The sequence below is a fragment of the Acidicapsa borealis genome (assembly GCF_059115245.1).
Genome location: NZ_JCACNY010000001.1, coordinates 5319218 through 5334123, shown reverse-complemented (window position 1 = coordinate 5334123; position 14906 = coordinate 5319218). Strand labels below are relative to the sequence as shown.

The following is a 14906-nucleotide window of genomic DNA, read 5'->3' as shown; positions in this document are numbered from 1 at the left end:
ATGGCTACCAAGAAAAAAAGCAGTAGTAAATCAGAGATAGAGAACCCGGCCGAGGCCGCAGAATCAACAGCAAAGCCCAAGGCCACCAAGAAGAAAGCTGCGGCAGCAGTAGAAGCCAGCGCACCCGAAGCGGCAGTAGAAGCAGCCGCACCAGCAATCGTGATCGAGCCAGTTGCCGCCGAGCCCGTCAAGGTAAAGCCCGCCAAAAAGGCAGCCGCGAAGAAAGCCGTAGCCATCGCCGACGTGCTTGAAGAAACTCCCAAGCCTAAGCGCGCCACCAAGCCTCGCAAAGAGAAAGGCCGCGACCTCGTCACCGACGAGCCTGGCGCAGCAGAAGTAGCCGACGTTCTAGGCGCGCACCACGAACAGACCGAGGACCCAGACGAGCCCAAGCCCGAGCCGCGCAAAGAAGCGCTCGCTCCCGTCGCTGCCGCCCCCGAGCCGAAGCTCGAGCGCCTGCAGAAGATCCTCGCCAAGGCCGGCATCTCCTCCCGCCGCAAGGCCGAAGAGCTGATCTCCGGCGGCCAGGTGCAGATCAACGGCAAAGTCATCACCGAACTCGGCACCAAGGCCGACCCCGAGCGTGACCACATCCGCGTCGACGGCAAGCTGCTCGAAGGCCCCGAGCGCATCCGTTACTTCGTCCTCAACAAGCCCAAGGGCTACGTCACTACGGTCAGCGACCCCGAAGGCCGCCCCACCGTCATGCAGTTCTTCGCGAACGAGCGCGAGCGCCTCTACCCCGTCGGCCGCCTCGACTACCTCAGCGAAGGCCTGCTACTCATCACCAACGACGGCGAGCTCGCCAACAAGCTGACCAAGGCGTCCTCCGGCGTTGAAAAGACCTATCTCGTCAAAGTCTCCGGCCAGCCCACCGAAGACATGCTCGACGCCCTGCGCGAAGGCGTAGTGATCGAGCGTGGTCGCCCCGGCACCAACTCCGGCCGCGTCCGCACTGCGCCAGCCAAGATCCGCCAGGTCCGCCAGGGCGACAACCCCTGGTACGAAGTCATCATCATCGAAGGCCGCAATCGCGAGCTGCGCAAGATGTTCGAGGAGATCGGCCACCACGTCGAAAAGATCCGCCGCGTCGGCTACGGCCCGCTGATCCTCGACCAGGAGCCTGGCAAGCTGCGCGAACTCGAGCCGGAAGAAGTGCAGGCTCTGCGCCTCGCCTCCGAAGGCAAGCTGAAGACTCGCCGCCGCCGTGGACCCAAGGAAGCCCAGCTTCCCACCGTGGCTGGCAAGACCGTGCGCTACAAGAAGACCGAAGGCCGTCCGGAGTACGAGCCGATCAGCCGCCCAACCCGGCCTTTCGTAAAACCGGCAGTTCGCCCAGAGTTCCAGACCGAGTCCCCGGCGGAGTTCAAGCCGGAGAAGTCCTTCAACAAGGCCATCAAGACCGGCTTCAAGCGCGAGCCCAAGCCCGAATTCGGCCAGACCTACAAGAAGGAATTCAACCCCGCCTACCGCGCAGAATCGAAGACGGGCGAACGGCCCGCGTTCAAGAAGGATTTTGGCGGCGCAGCGGGTTCGGACCGCAAGCCCTTCGCCAAGCCCGGCTTCAGCTCTGATCGCAAGCCAGCTTTCCGTTCCGGCCCCGGCGCCGGTCCCTCAGGTGGCCCCGGCGGAAGACCATCTTTCGGCGCAAAGCCCGGTTTCGCGGGCAAGCCGCGCAGCAGCCGTCCCGCTGAGCCGCCTGTAACCGAATACATCCTTCCGCCGCGCAAGAACCGTCCAGAAGACGACTTCGAGAGCGACACACCGCCGTCGAAGGGCGCGTTCAATCCTGATTACAAGCCCGGCTTCCGCGCTGGGGATGCACCCGGCGGTCGTACCGGCGCCAGACCTGGTGCAAGGCCAGCCTTCCGCAATGACGGCCCGCCGAAGCGTTTCAATGCCGACAAACCAGCGCGCAGCTTCCGCCCTGCCAACGATGACGATGACTTCGTTCCGGGGAACAAGACGCCCGGCTTCAAGATCGAGCCGGTCGAAAACGAGCCGCGCGTGCGGCAGGGCAACGCAGGCCGGCCTGCATCTGGACGATCAGCATCCGGTCGTCCCTTCCGTCCGCAGGCCGACGGCCCACGTAGCGGTGGATTCGGCGGCGGAGCCAAGACCTTCCGCCCAGCCGGAGCTCGTCCCACCGGAGGCCGCCCAGCAAGCGGAGATCGCCCATTCCGTCCCAGGACAGATGGTCCTCCGTCTGGCGGAGATCGTCCCTTCCGCCCGCGCACGGCGGGAACCGACGGCCCGCCAACCCGGCGCCCGAAGTCCTTCGACGGCGACGCTCCCCGCGAGTTCAAGCCCCGCGAAGGCAAGACATTCGGCGGCCCCAAGAAGTTCGGTGCGAAACCATTTGGAGCTAAGCCGTTCGGCAGCAAGCCATCCGGAGCACGCTCCGCAGGTTCGGCCGGTCCCCGCAAGTTTGACGCCCCCCGCCCGCAGCCCGGCGGCAGCAACAGCACCCCCGTGCCGCGCTTCGGCCCCGACGGCCAGCCGCGCATCAAGGAACGCGCCCGCAACTCTTTCGCCGGCAAGAACAAGGGCCGTCCCAAGCCTAAGGGCAAGGAAGAATAGAAACCAGTAGTCCGGCAGGCGGGTGCAACCAAAGGCCCGCCTCGCCATCCAATCGGAGAGAGGATTCACATGGAAAAAGCTACGTTTGGAGCAGGATGTTTCTGGGGTGTCGAGGTGGCGTTCGCCAACCTTCCCGGCGTGACGGCCACCGCCGTCGGCTATGAAGGCGGCAAGACCGAAGCCCCTACTTATCGCGATGTTTGCACCGATTCGACCGGCCACGCCGAAGTCGTCGAACTCGACTTCGACCCGGCCAAGATCACCTATAGTCAGGTGCTCGACGCTTTCTTCTCACTCCACGACCCGACCCAGCTTAACCGCCAGGGTCCGGACTGGGGCACGCAGTATCGCTCAGCAGTCTTCTATCACTCAGAAGAGCAGAAGGCCGCAGCAGAAGCGAAAATTGCCGAGCTGAACGCCAGCGGCAAGTTCTCGAAGAAGATCGCAACGAAGATCGAGCCCGCTCAAACCTTCTGGCGCGCCGAGGATTACCACCAGCGCTACCTCGAAAAGCGCGGGCTGGCCAGCTGCCACATCTAAAAACAACAATGCCCGGAGCATCGAAGCCCCGGGCATTTCTTTGCCTTCTAATGGACGCAACGGCTACAGAGCCATTGATGACTGCGCTCCGGGCAGCGTCTCCCTACCGCGCTTGGCCGTAGCCAGTCCGAGACCGAGCGTAATCAGGGCGCTAACCCACAAAATGCCTCCCGTTCCAAAGGCCGTAGTGCTTTGCAGGTGCTCCACCGGTACCAGCACGACCGTTACGATCCCCCACAGCGTCAACACGGCGCCGGTCACGTAGTGGACCGGGTAACGAAACAACCGCGCCAGCGGAAACATGTGCAGGCCGACAATTACAGTGATTGCCGATAGCACGTAGGCATCGATGTGGAGTCGGGCAAAGCTGAACGCGACGATCCCGATGGCGATCCATTGAACGATGTTGATGCGGTTGAAGGCTCGGCCTCTTGCCGGATCCTCTTCCACGCGCGGGAAGCGCCCAGCCTGCCGCATCAGCGCATAAATCATGCTCAGCAAAATGGATAGACCGAATGCTATCCCGGCGATGCTTGCGCCAGTGAGCGATTGGCGGATAAAGAGCGCCATGGCCAGCCAGAGCGCTCCAAAAGCGGTGAAGAAGATCGATCCGATCGCTCTGCCGGTCAACTGATTTGCTGTCACTTTCGTTTCCATCGCAATTCTCCTTTTCGTTCGTTTTGCCAACTTGGGTTCAGATCTGGATGGCTCCGCCCAGCAACTGCCTGAGCGCCTGGACATATTCGGTCAAAGCCGTGCGGCCCGCTTCGGTCATGCGGTAAAGGGTCTGCGGTTTACGCAGGACGAACTTCTTCTCGACGGCGACATACCCGGCCTCTTCGAGCTTCAGTAACTGCGCGCCGAGGTTGCCGTCTGTCGACCCTGTCTTCGCTCGCAGCCAGGTAAACTCGGCCTCCTCGACGGTGGAGAGCAGACTCAGCAGCGCCAGCCGCAGCTTGCCGTGGATCACCGGGTTCAGCTCCGGCAATCCGGCTTCCTGCTCACTCACGTCGGTCACGGGATCAGGCATGGGCCGCTCCCGATGCGCCGGCGCGTATCTGCCTGGCTTCGGAAATCATGCCGTAGATGCCAAAGACGATCTGGCAGAGAAAAATGGCAACCAGAAAAATGATCGTCGACTGGGCGACCGACACAAAGCATACCGATACCGCTGTGGCCCACCAGACGACGGCACAGGCAAACTGGAGCCGCCATTTGAGGATCAGGCTCGATGCCGCGTTCGTCATGCCCAGCAGTGAAGCGACGACAGCCACGAAGATATGCTGGTCCAGCTTCCCGCTTGATGCAAGGGCCTGCAGCAGCAGGAACAACGAGATCCCCATCGCAATCCAGAGGGAGAAGACAGCGCGTCCCATCGTCGTGTCCGGCTGCGAAGCGCTCTTCCGCCCCGCAAGCATGATGTAGACGAACATCACCACCAGCGCAGACGCTATACAAATCGGCCAGGCCAGAGTGCGGTGTCCCCAGGTGGTCCACTCAGTGACCGGCGTTCCCAGGTTGGCAAAGATGATCGCTCCTGCGTAGGCCGCGCCCCACAGGACGAAGGTCCATCCCCAGCTCTCGGTCTTCTGCCGTCCCTCGGCAATCATGGTTTCAATCAGGCTGAGCCGTGCGGCCAGCTCCTGTTGGGTGTCGTTGTTGCTCATTAGGAATCTCCTGGAGAGCCTCAGAAGCATCAGAGTTCTCTCGAATGAAGATTACTCTATAAAATAGAGTAACTGGTCGTCAAGGAGAATTTCAAAGATTCCTGAAATTACTCGGAAATCGAGATCGGCCGATTAGTCGCGGAAGCTCATCTCGTCGTCCTCAGGATCGACGGCAGCCTCACCTTCGAGCGTAGGTAGGCCCACAAGAGCAGGAACCGGCGCTCCAGCCAGATCGTCGGGCTGCACGTCCGGAAAATCACGCCACAGGCAAATAATCCACCAGACAAGCACAAGAACTCCGAGGGCGTGGCGGCCTTGCTCCGCATGCTCCACCAAAGCCTGAGACTGGCGGAGAACCTCCGGATTGCTCAGGTCGCGGTTATGCTTCAAGTATTCCGCGATTCCAGAGATGGACAGGATGCCCAGCGCGATGACCACAAGGCCCAGAGCAATCTGCCGCGGATGTGTACGCCAGTCGAAGCCGAACCGCTTCGCGAAGATCGCGAACAGCAGCACCACTTCTACGGTAAGAATGGCCAACACCATCTGCCCGCGCGTTGCGGTCAGCACCAGGATCATGACCTTGAACTGAACCGGCTCCGTCTTGTACTCCATTTGCAGAGCCTGCCAGGTAGGCCAGGGTCCCCAGAACCAGACGGCCAGCAGTGCGAGCACGACAGTGACCAGGCTCCAACCGCCCCAGCCGCGTGACTTCAGAATCAGGCCAGCTTTGCCGCTTGAAAAGATCCGGCGTGACAGCTCGACGAGCACGAGCACGCCGAGCACCCAGACGATGATCATCGCGGAGAAGTTCACCCAGTACGTCGCGAGGGTGGTCAGCTTGTTGTTGAGCAGATGTTCCGCGAGCAGTTCCAGAGTGGAGGCGACCGTGAGCGCCGTGAACCATGGAAACAGGCGAACGCGGTCGCGGCCCATTAGGACGACGAGCAGTATGAGGTGACCGGCGAGCATCAACGCCCACACAATCTGTTCCAGATTCCAGTGCATAGAGATCCTTGTGCAGACTCCGCAGACAGGGGATGTCGCGCGTTTCGAGTCCGGGTAACACACCCAGTGTAATAGAGGGGAATTGCAGCGAGAGGATAGTATGGTGCACCCGACAAGATTCGAACTTGTGACCTAACGCTTCGGAGGCGTTCGCTCTATCCAGCTGAGCTACGGGTGCCCAACTCAAGAATACTCCATTCCCGGATAATTGGGATACTACGCCCGCAAATTGAAACGGCATCCTCGACCCAGACACTGAACTTTGGGACAGCAAAAGAGGTTGTCTGCTTCCATACAACAGAGCAGGGTCCGGTTTGCTACACTCGCCGCTGAGAGGTCCTTATGCGTTCGCCAGTACTTGCCGCCTGTTGCCTTGCCCTCGTCTCCGTTGCCGCCACTCGTTTCGCCGGAGCACAAGCTGCTCCAGCTCCACCCTCGGTTCCCATGGCTCCCAAGACCGACGTGCCGGCAGATCCCAAGAAGCCGATCAGCCCGCCGATGAAGGCCGATGTCATCCTGCCTAACGCCACGATCACGATTGATTACAGCGCACCATCCATGCGTGGACGAACTATCTTCGGCGGCCTGGTTCCTTACGGTGAAGTCTGGCGCACGGGCGCGAATGCGGCGACCACGCTGCGTACATCAAGTGCACTCCAGATCGGCGACCTTAACGTTCCCGCCGGGACATACACGATTTACTCGCTCCCGACGGCTGACGGTTGGACACTCATTGTCAATAAGCAAACCGGCCAGTGGGGCACGGTCTATGACAAGGCTCAGGATCTCGGCCGCGTGACCATGTCCACAGGGAGCACCGCCGTGCCGGTAGAGACGTTTCTAATCGATTTCGAAAAGACCGTCGGCCAGAACACGGAACTTCATCTGAAGTGGGCCAACGTGGACGCTTCGGTGGTCGTTACTGCCGTCAAGTAAGAGCTATTCGGCGGCGGTTTTCTTCTTTTCGAGTTCCGCCATCACCGACTGGATGAGTTCTTTCGCGCCATTGATCCCAGCCAGAACTGCTTGCAGGTCGAGCCGGGGCTGGCTGGGATTTCGATTCGAGACGCAATAAACGCCGTGCTGGCCAGTCATTACCAGCGAGTCTGTCAGCAGATCGAGAGCGACAGCGAGCCGGCCACGCTCCACGCCCATCATGAATTCATACTTTTCGAGATCGGCGCGCCGCTCGTTATAAACCGTCATTTGTCGAAAATCCTCTTCTATCAGATTAGCTCTACTGGCGGAACGATGCTGATTCGGCGCGATCTGGATCACATGCCGCTGCAAAACAGAATTGTTCCACGCGGAGCATTTTGCGGTGAATGGAAGGGGCCATTTCTGGCTTTGTTGGAAGTCTATTGGAATCTGAAACTTACATTTGCGTTGAATTATGGCCTTTTGTGCTTCATTTCAGCGAACGGGGAATTGGTTCACTGAATGGGGTAATTGTTCTACAGCGAGAGGCTCACGGTTTGGAATGCGGTTGTCGTATTTCCAGAAATCGAAAGCTCCCCGGCTCAGCCGCATCGACCATTTCCGAGACCATTCCAATCTCTCGCTGGATCAACTTCCAATTGTTCGTATTGAAGACTAGAAGCGCTAGCCTCCTGTCGTTCAGATTTTGCTGATACGAGAGATTCTGATCGCAGGTGATCATCAGTTCGAAACGCTCTAACTCAGCAGCTTTAAGGAGATTGCCATTTTCCAACTCGGCCCAACCCATCTCTCTGGCAGTACTTACATTATGCCGAGGCAAAGCGTTGCGTAGTCTCTTGGGCACATTGTGATCGAGAATGATTTTCACTGCACGAGTGAATTTCGATGCTTTGCCGCGAAGGCAAGAAGCTCGCGAATGATTTCTTCGGAGATGGAAAAGTTGTCGGAGATTTCTTCGACTGGGGAACCGGACTCATAGTTTTCTACGATGGAGTCTGCCTGGACGCGGGTGTGTTTCACGATGGGAACGCCGCTTAGCTTGAGAGGGTTGCGCTCGACAAGTGGGCAGTCGGACCAGTCAACGAGTTTTGGATCGATGATCTCTCGCATAGGCAAAAGTATAGGCCGAAGTCTCGTTTCAGAGAACTCCGGCCTATGTTTATCTTCTTGCGCTGTCCCGAATCGATCCTCAGGCAGTCGTCGGCTTCCAACGAAGGATGGGTTTTCTGGCTGCTGTGGTTTCGTCGAGGCGTGAGACCCGGGTGCTGTGTGGTGCGTTCTTGATCAGCTCCGGGGAGTCTTCCACTTCCTGGGCGATGGCGCGCATGGCGGCGATGAACAGGTCAAGCTCTTCGCGCGATTCGCTCTCGGTGGGCTCGATCATCAGGGCGCCGGAGACGATCATGGGGAAGCTGACCGTGTAGGGGTGGAAGCCGTAGTCGATCAGGCGCTTGGCGATGTCGCCGGTCTTGATGCCTTTGGCGGCCTGGCGACGGTCACTGAAGACGACTTCGTGCATGGAGGCGGTTTTGTAAGGCAGGTCGAAGAGGTCCTGCAGGCCGCTGCGGATGTAGTTGGCGTTCAGTACGGCGTCTTCGGTGGTCTGGCGCAGACCGTCTGGGCCGTTGGCCAGGATGTAGGCCAGCGCGCGGATGAACATGCCGTAGTTGCCGTAGTTGGCCCGGACGCGGCCGACGGACTGCGGGCGGTTGAAATTCCAGCCGAGCTTTCCGTCATCGGACTTCTTGAGGACAGGGGTTGGCAGGAACGGTTCGAGGATGGCCTTGCACGCTACCGGGCCGGAGCCGGGGCCGCCGCCGCCGTGGGGCGTCGAGAAGGTCTTGTGCAGGTTGAGGTGCATGACGTCCACGCCGAAGTCGCCGGGACGGGCCTTGCCGACGAGGGCGTTCATGTTGGCGCCGTCCATGTAGAGCAGTGCGCCCTTGGCGTGGAGGATGTCGGCGATCTTGTGGATCTCGCTTTCAAAAACGCCGATCGTCGAGGGGTTGGTGAGCATCAGCGCGGCGGTATCTTCATCGACGGCTTTGGCCAGCTCTTCGAGATCGACCATGCCGAGTGCGTTCGACTTGAGGTTTTGCACCTGGTAGCCGCAGAGGGCGGCGGTGGCTGGGTTGGTGCCGTGCGCGGAGTCAGGGACGAGGACCTTCTTGCGGGCGTTGCCCTTCGATTCGTGATAGGCGCGGACGAGCAGGATGCCGGTGAACTCTCCGTGGGCACCGGCGGCGGGCTGGATGGTGATGGCGTCCATGCCGGTGATTTCGATGAGGCACTTTTCGAGCAGCTCGCAGATTTCGAGCGAGCCCTGGGAGAGCGATTCCGGCTGGTAGGGGTGCGCTTCGGCCAGACCCTCAATGCGGGCGACGAGCTCGTTGACGCGCGGGTTGTACTTCATGGTGCAGGAGCCGAGCGGGTACATGCCGAGGTCGATGGCGTAGTTCCAGGTGGAGAGCCGCGTGAAGTGGCGGATGATCTCGATCTCGCTCAACTCGGGCATCATGCCGGTGTTGTCGCGCACGAGGTCGCCGAGCAGGGCCTTGGGGTCGACTTCGGGCACGTCGAGCGGGGCCAGCTTGTAGGCGCGCTTGCCGGGCGAGGACTTCTCGAAGATCAGGCCTTCGTTCTGGACCTGGTGCGCGCGGACCTTGCCGGTGGTGATGCGGGGCGTGGGGCCGGTGGACTTCGTAATTGCGGGGATTGCTTCGATGGTTGCCATGATTTTCCTTAGGCCAAAACGGCGGCGCCAGCGAGCGTTTCGGCGGCGGATTCGATTTGAGAGCGCGTGTTCAGTTCGGTGGCGCACCAGAGGGTGGCGTTGCCGAGTTCGGGGTACCAGCGGGACAGGTCTACGCCGCCGATGATTTTTTGTTCGAGCAGGCGGGCGTTCAGCTCGGACGGCGCCTCGGTGGTCTGGAGGACGAATTCGTTGACGCGGGGGCTGTTTCCGAAAAGCAGCTTTGTTCCCGGTTGGGCACTGAGCAACTTTGCTGCGAAGTCGGCTTTGGCCAGGTTGTGGATGGCCAGGTCGCGGATGCCTTCCTTGCCGTAGACGGTGAGGAAGATGGTGGCCATGAGGGCTACGAGCGCCTGGTTGGTGCAGATGTTGCTGGTGGCCTTTTCGCGGCGGATATGCTGTTCGCGGGTCGAGAGTGTGAGAACGAAGCCGCGGTTGCCGTCGGCGTCGGTGGTCTGTCCGGCGAGGCGGCCGGGCATCTGGCGGAGGTACTTTTCCTTGGTGGCGATGACGCCGCAGAAGGGGCCGCCGTAGCTGATGGCGACGCCGAAGGACTGCGCTTCGAGGGAGACGATGTCGGCTTCGACGGGAGGCTTGACGATGCCGAGTGAGACGGCTTCTGCGATCGAAACGATCAGCAGGGCTCCCTTTGCGTGGGCGATGTCGGCGATGGCCGGAATGTCTTCAATGACGCCAAAGAAGTTCGGCGACTGGACGAGGACGCAGGCGGTTTCTTCAGTAATAGCGGCTTCGAGGGCTGCGAGGTCCACGCGGCCGGTTTCGGGGTCGTAGCCGACTGTGGTTGATGGCAGGCCCTGGTGCTGCGCGTAAGTGGTCATTACTTCGCGGTACTCGGGGTGAACGCTGGAGGCGACGACCGACTTGTGGCGGCCGGTGACGCGGGCGGCCATCATGACTGCTTCTGCGGCGCCGGTGGAGCCGTCGTACATGCTGGCGTTGGCGACGTCCATGCCGGTGAGTTCGCAGATCATGGTCTGGAACTCGAAGATGGCCTGGAGTGTGCCCTGGGTCATTTCGGCCTGGTACGGAGTGTAGCTGGTGAGGAATTCGCCGCGCTGGACGAGCGAGTCGATCACGACCGGCTTGTAGTGGCGGTAGCATCCGGCGCCGAGGAAGCTGGCGTAGCCGACGGCGTTTTTGGCCGCGGCGGCCTTGAAGTACTCGATGATCTCGCTCTCGCCGTACTGGCGGGGGATGTCGAGGTCGCGGGTGAGGCGGTATTCCTCAGGGATGACTTCGAAGAGCTTGTCGATCGACGGCGCACCGATGACGTCGAGCATATCGGCGCGTTCGGCGGGGGATTTGGGGAGATAGCGCATGTTAGCTTCTAGCCTCTAGCTTCTAGCTTTGGGCTAAAAGCGTGTTTTCGTAGTGCAATCGTGCGTGTTGGATGTTTTTCCGATGCCATTCGCTTCAGGCGCGACGGGCGAGCCTGAAGCGGGACTTGAATTCTAGTGGCCGGTTTCCTCTGCGATGAAAGCCTCGTAGGCGGCAGAGTCGAGCAGGGAATCGACTTCAGACGGATCGGAGAGCTCGACTTTGATGATCCAGGCGCTGTGCGCGTCTTCGTTGATAGCGTCGGGCGCGCTGTTCAGGGCTTCGTTGATCTCGGTGACCGTGCCGCTGATGGGCGAGTAGAGGTCGCTGACGGCCTTGACGCTCTCGACGGAGCCGAAGGTGGAGTGCGCCTTGACCGAATCGCCGACCTTGGGCAGTTCAACGAAAACGATGTCGCCGAGGGTGCCCTGGGCGTAGTCGGTGATGCCGATGGTGCCGACGGTGCCGCTGATGTCGAGCCACTCGTGTTCTTTGGTGTATTTCAGGTTTGCCGGGTAGGCCATGGCGGTTCCTTTCGGGGTTGGGTCGGGTTGGAGCAGGCTGACTTTCTAGTGTAAGGGTAGCGGAGGTGGCGGAGGAAATCCGGGCGAAATCGGGGTTGGCGCTGTGAAATCGGCGCTTCGCACGATCTAGGCGCTGAAGCCGGGATACGGTTCGAGCGGGATGAGGGCGACGACTTCGAGCATGCCGGCCTGGAAGATGGGCAAGCTGGCGATGGCGGCTTCGACGTCGGCCTTCGAGGCTGCTTCCCAGAGGATGCTGGCGCCGGGAACATCGCCACGCTTCCAGACCTGGCGGAGGATGCCGGCGGCGTAGAGTTCGCGGACGCGGGCGGTTTCCTTGGCTCCCAGCTCGGGGGTGAAGGCTTCGGGTGGGAATTTGTCGGTTAGGCGGCGGCTGATGGAGAGAAATTGCATAGGGATATTGTAGCGAGTCTCGGTGATGTGGCCGGTTTCGCTCTAATTGCGTAGGGCTTTCTTTCTCGATGGCGCGTCTAATCTGCAGTAGAGCGAATAGGATCGACAGACGGACTTAGCGGTGCGGTGAAAGGGAGTTATGCGGATTCGTGGGATTGCTGTTGCGGTTGGGTTGATTTCGGGTGCCTTGTTTTTGGGCGCTCAGGGGTTTGCGCAGGGCGAAAATGAGGGACAGGGAAAGGTAATCGTTACGGTTCTGCCGAAACACGATGGAGATGCCACGCCGAGCGTTGCTGCGGCCGGGGCGAAGTTGAAGGTGAATGGCAAGGACGCCACCATTGCCAAATTGGTGCCGCTTGGAGCGAATAGCCCGGTGGAACTGGTGGTGCTTATTGATAGTTCGGCGCGAAATTCGCTTGGGCGCCAGTTTGAAGACCTGGAAAAGTTCATCAAGACGCTGCCGCCGAACGTTTATGCCACCTTTGCTTACATGCAGAATGGGAATTCGCTAATTAGCGGACCTTTCAGTGGCGACCACGCCGTGGTGCTGAAGGGACTGCATCTGCCGGGTGGATCCGTTGGATCGAATGCCAGCCCTTATTTCTGCCTTTCGGACCTGGCCAAGCGGTGGCCTTCGCGCAATGCGGCGGCGCGGCGCGAGGTACTGATGATTACCGATGGCGTGGACCCTTACAATCTGCGCTTTGATCCGGACAATCCGTATTTGCAGACGGCGATCCGGGATTCGGCGAAGGCCGGGCTGGTGGTGTATTCGATCTACTGGCGTGGGCAGGGCGCGATAGCGAACACGCAATACGAAAACAATGCCGGTCAGAATCTGAGCCTGATTGTTACTGAGGCTACGGGTGGTAAGAGCTTCTGGCAGGGGAGCGGGAATCCGGTTTCCTTCGATCCGTATCTGGAGGAGCTGACGCGGCGGTTCCGGAACCAGTACGAGCTGAGTTTCGTTTCGACGCTGAAAGGCAAGTCCGAGGTGCAGCAGATGAAGCTGAAGCTGAGTGTGCCGGGCAGTTCGGTGGACGCGCCGCAGCAGGTGTTTGTGGTGCGGCCGGGGACGACGCAGGAGTAAGCAGAGTACAGCTAACAGCAAACAGAGAACAGCGGACAGTTAGAGCCAAACCATTCGCAAAAGGGTTTAGGTCCTTACTGTCCGCTGTTCTCTGTTAGCTGCTTTTAGTCGATTAAGGGTAGGACGGCGGCCAGGAACTCTTTTGGTTTCTCGATGGATGGGCCGTGGCCGCACTCGGGGATGATGGCTAGCTTGGCGCCGGGAATACCCGCTGCGTAGGCTCTGCCGGCTTCGAGTGGAACAACTTCGTCGCTGCCGCCCCAGACGACCAGCGTGGGGATAGTGATCTTGGCGAGGCGGTCTTTGACGACTTCGCTGGCTATCTTTGGATTGGCCCAGACAGAACGCTCGGTGAAGCCGTCGTTGGCGGCCAGTTTCATGGTGAAGTTTTCGCGGACGAACTCTTCGGTGACCCGGGACTTGTCATGGAAGACGATGGCTACGCTGTGTGCGTCGGCAAGGGTGCCGGTGACGGGGATGGGTGCGCCGGTTGCAGGCAGGGCGGCCATGCCCGCGGCGTCTTCGAGGATGAGGCGTTTGGGTGCGGGGATGGCGTAGGGGCCGGTGTTCTTCGGATCTAGGGATTCGATGGTGTAGAGCGCGCTGATCCAGCCGCCGAGGGATTCGCCTGCGAGGGTGAATTTCTTGACCTGCTTGACGCGGAGGAACTCGCCGAGGAAGTCGACGAAGGTCTGTATGGAGTAATCGAATTGCGGCTTGGCGGACTGGCCGAAGCCGATCTGGTCGAGGGCGATGACGTGGTGGTGCTCGGCGAGCGGGACGATGACCTGGCCCCAGTCAAAGCGGGCCTGGCTGGCGAAGCCGTGGACGAGGACGATGATTGGGCCGGTGCCGGCTTCGTAGTAGGCGATTTTCTGGCCGAAGACGAGCGCGGTTTTTTGCGGAGGCAGCTTGGATTCCGGCATGAGCAGGGATGGCTGTGTCTGGGCTGCTGCTGAAGAGAGAACTATGGCGGCAAGGCAGGATAGAAAGATGGCGCGGATACGCTGCATTGCTTGGGCCTCCGGTGAGGTGGAATGCCGCATCGTAGCATGGCGGCCGGCTGCTGAAATTTGCTTTGGATTGTCTGGTCTTGCGTGGGACAATATTTGCCGAGTTCCCGGACCAACTTATTTTGTTGCGAAATCGCAAGATGGTTTTGTAGATAGGCTTGGGAGCGACTTTTCCTGACGAGGGTTTCCATGCCTGAACTTCCGTTTGTCTGCAGTGCCACTCCTTTAAGCTCCACGGACTTCAACGGTGTTGTTGCAGCGCTGGGTGTGGATCCGGCTGCGGTCTGGGCGCTGCTTACGGTGGAGTCGGGCAAGGCTGGATTTCTACCCGATCGACGCCCGCCGATTCTGTTTGAGCGCGCGGTGTTTCGCAAGCGGACGAACGCGCAGTATGATGCGTCGAATCCCGGTATCAGTGCGCCTACGTGGGGTGGCTACTCGGGTGGGACGCTGGAGTATGGGCGGCTGGCTGAGGCGTATGCGCTGGATGCGGATGCGGCTTTGCAGAGCGCTTCGTGGGGGATTTCGCAGGTGATGGGCTTTAACTATTCAGCCGCCGGTTATGCGACGGTGAGCAGCTATGTGGCGGACTGCTGCGCTTCCGAAGCTGCGCAGTTGAAGGCTTTTGAAAGCTTTCTCGAACACCAGGGAATCGCTTCAGCGCTGCGTGCGCACGACTGGACCACAGTGGCCACGCGCTATAACGGAACCGGGCAGGTTGCAACGTATGCGGGTCTGCTGGAGAGCAACTACAACAAACTCAGCGATCCCACGGCGCAGCCGGATATCTCGGTGCGGGCGGCGCAGCTGTATCTGAGCTTCCTGGCGAACAGCTCGGGGAATGCTGCCTACAATCCGGGTGGGATCGATGGGCAGATTGGCACGCCGGGACACAGCAAGACGCTGGCGGCGCTGAACGCTTTCCAGACGGATCAGGGGATTGCTACGACGACGGCGGTGGATGATGGCGTGCTGGCTAGCCTGGCTGCGGCGCAGGCTGCGCCGGTGAATTTGCTGCTGGCTTAGTCGGTCGCTTGAGTG

General features: G+C 60.3%; 17 protein-coding genes and 1 tRNA gene. 5 read left to right on the top strand and 13 right to left on the bottom strand.

Going from position 1 to position 14906, the window contains the following annotated elements:
• Positions 1–2580 (top strand): pseudouridine synthase, encoded by a 2580-nt coding sequence (locus tag AC5S27_RS21755; RefSeq protein WP_493936657.1) that lies wholly within the window; start codon positions 1–3, stop codon positions 2578–2580.
• Between the two features lie 69 nt (positions 2581–2649).
• The gene (gene msrA / locus AC5S27_RS21750; protein WP_493936656.1) at positions 2650–3120 is read left to right on the top strand and encodes a peptide-methionine (S)-S-oxide reductase MsrA; all 471 of its coding nucleotides are present in this window, start codon (positions 2650–2652) and stop codon (positions 3118–3120) included.
• Positions 3121–3183: 63 nt separating this feature from the next.
• Here the strand turns inward: msrA and AC5S27_RS21745 are convergent, their stop codons facing one another.
• The 5 genes from AC5S27_RS21745 to AC5S27_RS21725 all read right to left on the bottom strand — a co-directional run bounded on the left by AC5S27_RS21745 (position 3184) and on the right by AC5S27_RS21725 (position 5973).
• Entirely contained in the window at positions 3184–3777 is a 594-nt protein-coding gene (locus tag AC5S27_RS21745) for a hypothetical protein (RefSeq protein ID WP_493936655.1), read from the bottom strand.
• Positions 3778–3814: 37 nt separating this feature from the next.
• A complete protein-coding gene (locus tag AC5S27_RS21740; RefSeq protein WP_493936654.1) occupies positions 3815–4150 on the bottom strand; it encodes a winged helix-turn-helix domain-containing protein in 336 nt (111 codons plus the stop codon).
• Entirely contained in the window at positions 4143–4787 is a 645-nt protein-coding gene (locus AC5S27_RS21735) for a hypothetical protein (RefSeq protein WP_493936653.1), read from the bottom strand. The genes AC5S27_RS21740 and AC5S27_RS21735 overlap by 8 nt, the downstream gene beginning before the upstream one ends.
• Positions 4788–4919: 132 nt before the next feature.
• On the bottom strand, positions 4920–5795 hold the full coding sequence (locus tag AC5S27_RS21730) for a hypothetical protein (protein ID WP_493936652.1): 876 nt from the start codon (positions 5793–5795) through the stop codon (positions 4920–4922).
• Between the two features lie 101 nt (positions 5796–5896).
• Positions 5897–5973, bottom strand: a tRNA-Arg gene (locus AC5S27_RS21725).
• A 164-nt stretch (positions 5974–6137) separates the two neighbouring features.
• On the opposite strand from AC5S27_RS21725, the gene AC5S27_RS21720 reads away from it, so the two are divergent.
• The gene (locus AC5S27_RS21720) at positions 6138–6731 is read left to right on the top strand and encodes a DUF2911 domain-containing protein (protein ID WP_493936651.1); all 594 of its coding nucleotides are present in this window, start codon (positions 6138–6140) and stop codon (positions 6729–6731) included.
• A gap of 3 nt (positions 6732–6734) precedes the next feature.
• Here AC5S27_RS21720 and AC5S27_RS21715 read toward each other — a convergent pair whose 3' ends face one another.
• From AC5S27_RS21715 to AC5S27_RS21685, 7 genes are all read right to left on the bottom strand, one after another.
• Positions 6735–7001, bottom strand: a complete 267-nt coding sequence (locus tag AC5S27_RS21715; protein ID WP_493936650.1) for a hypothetical protein — start codon at positions 6999–7001, stop codon at positions 6735–6737.
• Positions 7002–7263: 262 nt separating this feature from the next.
• Positions 7264–7602, bottom strand: a complete 339-nt coding sequence (locus AC5S27_RS21710; RefSeq protein ID WP_493936649.1) for a hypothetical protein — start codon at positions 7600–7602, stop codon at positions 7264–7266.
• Positions 7599–7844, bottom strand: coding sequence for a DUF433 domain-containing protein (locus AC5S27_RS21705; protein WP_493936648.1), 246 nt, complete (start codon positions 7842–7844; stop codon positions 7599–7601). The genes AC5S27_RS21710 and AC5S27_RS21705 overlap by 4 nt, the downstream gene beginning before the upstream one ends.
• Positions 7845–7923: 79 nt before the next feature.
• A complete protein-coding gene (gene gcvPB, locus AC5S27_RS21700) occupies positions 7924–9468 on the bottom strand; it encodes an aminomethyl-transferring glycine dehydrogenase subunit GcvPB (RefSeq protein ID WP_493936647.1) in 1545 nt (514 codons plus the stop codon).
• An 8-nt stretch (positions 9469–9476) separates the two neighbouring features.
• Positions 9477–10826 carry an aminomethyl-transferring glycine dehydrogenase subunit GcvPA gene (gene gcvPA / locus AC5S27_RS21695; protein ID WP_493936646.1) on the bottom strand — a complete coding sequence of 450 codons (1350 nt, stop codon included), beginning with the start codon at positions 10824–10826 and terminating at the stop codon, positions 9477–9479.
• Between the two features lie 132 nt (positions 10827–10958).
• Positions 10959–11348, bottom strand: coding sequence for a glycine cleavage system protein GcvH (gcvH, locus tag AC5S27_RS21690; protein ID WP_493936645.1), 390 nt, complete (start codon positions 11346–11348; stop codon positions 10959–10961).
• Positions 11349–11474: 126 nt separating this feature from the next.
• Entirely contained in the window at positions 11475–11762 is a 288-nt protein-coding gene (locus AC5S27_RS21685) for a muconolactone Delta-isomerase family protein (RefSeq protein ID WP_493936644.1), read from the bottom strand.
• A 139-nt stretch (positions 11763–11901) separates the two neighbouring features.
• Here AC5S27_RS21685 and AC5S27_RS21680 point away from each other — a divergent pair, with 139 nt between their 5' ends.
• Positions 11902–12852: a vWA domain-containing protein gene (locus tag AC5S27_RS21680; RefSeq protein WP_493936643.1), complete on the top strand. Its 951-nt coding sequence runs from the start codon at positions 11902–11904 to the stop codon at positions 12850–12852.
• Between the two features lie 104 nt (positions 12853–12956).
• On the opposite strand, the gene AC5S27_RS21675 is transcribed toward AC5S27_RS21680, so the two are convergent.
• A complete protein-coding gene (locus tag AC5S27_RS21675) occupies positions 12957–13865 on the bottom strand; it encodes an alpha/beta fold hydrolase (protein ID WP_493936642.1) in 909 nt (302 codons plus the stop codon).
• A gap of 189 nt (positions 13866–14054) precedes the next feature.
• Between AC5S27_RS21675 and AC5S27_RS21670 the strand changes: the two genes are divergently transcribed.
• Complete coding sequence (locus tag AC5S27_RS21670) at positions 14055–14891, top strand: N-acetylmuramidase family protein (protein ID WP_493936641.1); 837 nt, start codon at positions 14055–14057, stop codon at positions 14889–14891.
• The last annotated feature ends 15 nt before the right edge of the window (positions 14892–14906 follow it).

Bases quoted from the DNA above. Each gene is read 5' to 3' on its own strand.
- AC5S27_RS21755 (WP_493936657.1), top strand. From the start codon at position 1: ATGGCTACCAAGAAAAAAAGCAGTAGTAAATCAGAGATAGAGAACCCG.
- msrA (WP_493936656.1), top strand. From the start codon at position 2,650: ATGGAAAAAGCTACGTTTGGAGCAGGATGTTTCTGGGGTGTCGAGGTG.
- AC5S27_RS21745 (WP_493936655.1), bottom strand. From the start codon at position 3,777: ATGGAAACGAAAGTGACAGCAAATCAGTTGACCGGCAGAGCGATCGGA.
- AC5S27_RS21740 (WP_493936654.1), bottom strand. From the start codon at position 4,150: ATGCCTGATCCCGTGACCGACGTGAGTGAGCAGGAAGCCGGATTGCCG.
- AC5S27_RS21735 (WP_493936653.1), bottom strand. From the start codon at position 4,787: ATGAGCAACAACGACACCCAACAGGAGCTGGCCGCACGGCTCAGCCTG.
- AC5S27_RS21730 (WP_493936652.1), bottom strand. From the start codon at position 5,795: ATGCACTGGAATCTGGAACAGATTGTGTGGGCGTTGATGCTCGCCGGT.
- AC5S27_RS21720 (WP_493936651.1), top strand. From the start codon at position 6,138: ATGCGTTCGCCAGTACTTGCCGCCTGTTGCCTTGCCCTCGTCTCCGTT.
- AC5S27_RS21715 (WP_493936650.1), bottom strand. From the start codon at position 7,001: ATGACGGTTTATAACGAGCGGCGCGCCGATCTCGAAAAGTATGAATTC.
- AC5S27_RS21705 (WP_493936648.1), bottom strand. From the start codon at position 7,844: ATGCGAGAGATCATCGATCCAAAACTCGTTGACTGGTCCGACTGCCCA.
- gcvPB (WP_493936647.1), bottom strand. From the start codon at position 9,468: ATGGCAACCATCGAAGCAATCCCCGCAATTACGAAGTCCACCGGCCCC.
- gcvPA (WP_493936646.1), bottom strand. From the start codon at position 10,826: ATGCGCTATCTCCCCAAATCCCCCGCCGAACGCGCCGATATGCTCGAC.
- gcvH (WP_493936645.1), bottom strand. From the start codon at position 11,348: ATGGCCTACCCGGCAAACCTGAAATACACCAAAGAACACGAGTGGCTC.
- AC5S27_RS21685 (WP_493936644.1), bottom strand. From the start codon at position 11,762: ATGCAATTTCTCTCCATCAGCCGCCGCCTAACCGACAAATTCCCACCC.
- AC5S27_RS21680 (WP_493936643.1), top strand. From the start codon at position 11,902: ATGCGGATTCGTGGGATTGCTGTTGCGGTTGGGTTGATTTCGGGTGCC.
- AC5S27_RS21675 (WP_493936642.1), bottom strand. From the start codon at position 13,865: ATGCAGCGTATCCGCGCCATCTTTCTATCCTGCCTTGCCGCCATAGTT.
- AC5S27_RS21670 (WP_493936641.1), top strand. From the start codon at position 14,055: ATGCCTGAACTTCCGTTTGTCTGCAGTGCCACTCCTTTAAGCTCCACG.